This is a genomic window from Idiomarina sp. UBA4206 (assembly GCF_002383015.1).
GTDB classification, from domain to species: Bacteria; Pseudomonadota; Gammaproteobacteria; order Enterobacterales; family Alteromonadaceae; genus Idiomarina; species Idiomarina abyssalis.
In genome coordinates, this window is record NZ_DFTS01000074.1 from 70042 (window position 1) to 72528 (window position 2487).

The 2487-nt window shown below is 48.0% G+C and carries 4 protein-coding genes; all 4 read right to left on the reverse strand.

Annotated elements, in window-relative coordinates; genetic code table 11:
- Positions 1 to 454 (reverse strand): hypothetical protein (locus tag B3180_RS15020; protein WP_286845296.1); only part of this gene is annotated, 454 nt, incomplete at its 3' end.
- Complete coding sequence (locus B3180_RS15025) at positions 451 to 1509, reverse strand: tetratricopeptide repeat protein (protein ID WP_278358940.1); 1059 nt, start codon at positions 1507 to 1509, stop codon at positions 451 to 453. The genes B3180_RS15025 and B3180_RS15020, both read right to left, overlap by 4 nt.
- A complete protein-coding gene (locus B3180_RS15030) occupies positions 1506 to 1997 on the reverse strand; it encodes an Ig-like domain-containing protein (protein ID WP_278358939.1) in 492 nt (163 codons plus the stop codon). The genes B3180_RS15025 and B3180_RS15030 overlap by 4 nt, the downstream gene beginning before the upstream one ends.
- A 21-nt stretch (positions 1998 to 2018) precedes the next feature.
- A partial coding sequence (locus B3180_RS15035; RefSeq protein WP_286845297.1) for a DUF4331 family protein occupies positions 2019 to 2487 on the reverse strand: 469 nt, incomplete at its 5' end.

Consider the following 2487-nt stretch of genomic DNA (forward strand, 5'->3'; position numbering starts at 1 on the left):
AGGGATTGCTACTCGTGTCTAATAGTGAAGATTCAACAATCACTCGATGGTCAGGAAACTCTGTCCAGACATTATTTACGGTCACTGACGTTAGTGGCTGGTCGCAATCAGGCTCTGCCTGTAATACAAGATACTGTTCTTTGGCATAGGTCACGGTAACCCAGGGATTATTGTGAGTTAATACTAAGTGACACTGGTTAAGACTGACCGTTTGATTAAGGAATTGCTCCAGTTTATTCAGTTTTCCGTTTAGGAGCTGCTTGCTTATTTTGCCTTCGTCTATCCAGTCGTCGTTTAATGCAACTAGGTCGTGAAACGATATCTGGTATTTAAGCAGCCCATCACGATCGATATTTAAAAACGATGTACTGAATGAATGTCCACTAACCTGCCCTGTAAACGCTAAAGACAGGAGCAAGAGGGGGATAGAAAAAAACGTTGGTATCTTCATCATTGATTCGCCTCTTTTTGAAGTTGTTGCGCGTCAATCAAGAGCCGTTTATCAAAGGGCTCTTTGGCGACAGAATAATTGATGTTAGCCCACTTCACAGCTCTGTCAGGATGCTCAAGGAGGTAGGTAAAATAAAACGCAATATCTGCACTGTGCAGCCGATCATTGCGAAGTACGCGCAAATGCATTCGTTGCTTGATGTAATCTACCCAGCAACCACCACCGTGCAATCGTTGTTGCACTAGGGCGACACGAACCGCTAACGCGTCGGTGAGCTGACTAGCGCAGTCGGCTATCAGCGAGTCGGGAAGTGATCCAGACGTTTCCAGCAAATAACTGTCCAGCAATAGTTTTTCTTCTACAATGGTTTTCTCTTCGGGTAACTGGTTAAGCCAGCTTCTTGCTTCGGCATAACGCTCTAATAACAATGCTTGTTCGGCCAGGATCTGTAAACGCCAGCGCTCAATAGTGTCAACTTCACTTTCTTGTGGCTGTCGCTTTTGCAGATCGCTTAACTGCGTGTAAGCGGCAAGCTGTTGGTTGGCACGTCCCTCAACTTCAAGTAAGCAGGTCGATACGATACTTAATGAATGTTGACCAAACAATGAGGTGCAGCGGGACTTAGCTGCTTCAGTGTTCCCTTGAGCCAAGGCAATACGCGCTTGCATCAGTGAGGCCTGCAAGTGGAATGGACGTAGTTCAAGAATCCGCTCTAAATATTCACTGGCCTTGGTAAACTGATGTTGGTATTGCAGTAAATCGGCACTTGCTAATAGCCAGTTAAGGTTCCGGTTAGCACTGGGTTGTTCTGCCAGCTTTGATCGTAACTGATTTGCCTTTTGTAAATATTCATGGCTGTCCGAGCGGCGAACCCAGTTAAGATAGTGGTGAATAAGATCAGCGCCATGGTTCAGGCTGTTAGGGTGTTGCTGGTACCTTTGTTCAGCCTCGGTTACTTCGGTCGGAACTATGGCAGCCTCAGGCTGCCATAGTAACTCTTCCGATGAAGCCGCCATATGACTGACCAATAAACCGATCAGTAAAAGCGCGACTCTCATTCATTGCCTCCTTCCGCTACCAGATCGGCAAAAGCTGCCGTATCCGAGACATCATCATTGATTATGCGTCCATTCAAAGGCAATGGCTCAGCATTAGCAGGTTGACCATAAGCCTCACGGACATAAAAGCTCGCAGCAACCTGCTCGGCTTCCACCGCGATTGATACAGTTCCCTCATCAGAGAGTTCGCCGTCCGTAACAGAATACCTAAAGTCAACATCACCAACATATTCGCTGGGTGGTGTATAACTGAAGGTGCCATCCGAATTCACTGTTAGCTCGCCAATGTCGGTGCCTTGTTCTAGTTGGTAGCTCAGGGCGTCATCGTTGCCATCGTAAGCTGTTAGTGTTTCATTAAGTGTCGTATCCACGGTCATTGTAAACATACTATCGCGAGCTGCTGGTGGCAGATTTTCGTCACTGTTATCCAGGCAGCCTGATAGCAACATAACGGCAGCTAAACTGACAATAATTAATGAGTATTTCATGTTGTTTCCTCCCATGCTGCGTTATTCGCTCGCTGAACCCGGTGTCGGCGTTTTCAGATAAGGGAATCCATCGTTAACGTAGCTGGCGTCGATGGGGGCTCCATCGGTGAAAGGTACATTGCCGACAGGGGCGTCGTCTGGGCTGCAAAAGCCTAAGTTAGTTGCCTCACCATTAACGGGAATGTCGTGACATAACGCGCCCATAACCACTCTTAAGGCGATATCCACTACGTCATCACCTGGCCTGCGGCCGTTAGGGAAGCCCGCTAAATCATCGCCTGCAACGCCTAAAGCAGCCTGCTCCTGAGCGGGAGTAGCCGGAATGCCAGTATTTAACCGCAACATTTCTGATGGCGTGACCATTGCCTGTTGGTTTACACCCTCGACGCCGGTTAGAAACGCAGCCACAAGATCGGTGCGTGGATAGTTCGATGGCGCCAAGCTGTCGAAGTCGGTACCTAAAGTTGTATTCACGGGTTCACGGAACAGT

Coding starts and splice junctions, on each gene's coding strand:
- B3180_RS15025 (WP_278358940.1), bottom strand. CDS start 1,509: ATGAGAGTCGCGCTTTTACTGATCGGTTTATTGGTCAGTCATATGGCG.
- B3180_RS15030 (WP_278358939.1), bottom strand. CDS start 1,997: ATGAAATACTCATTAATTATTGTCAGTTTAGCTGCCGTTATGTTGCTA.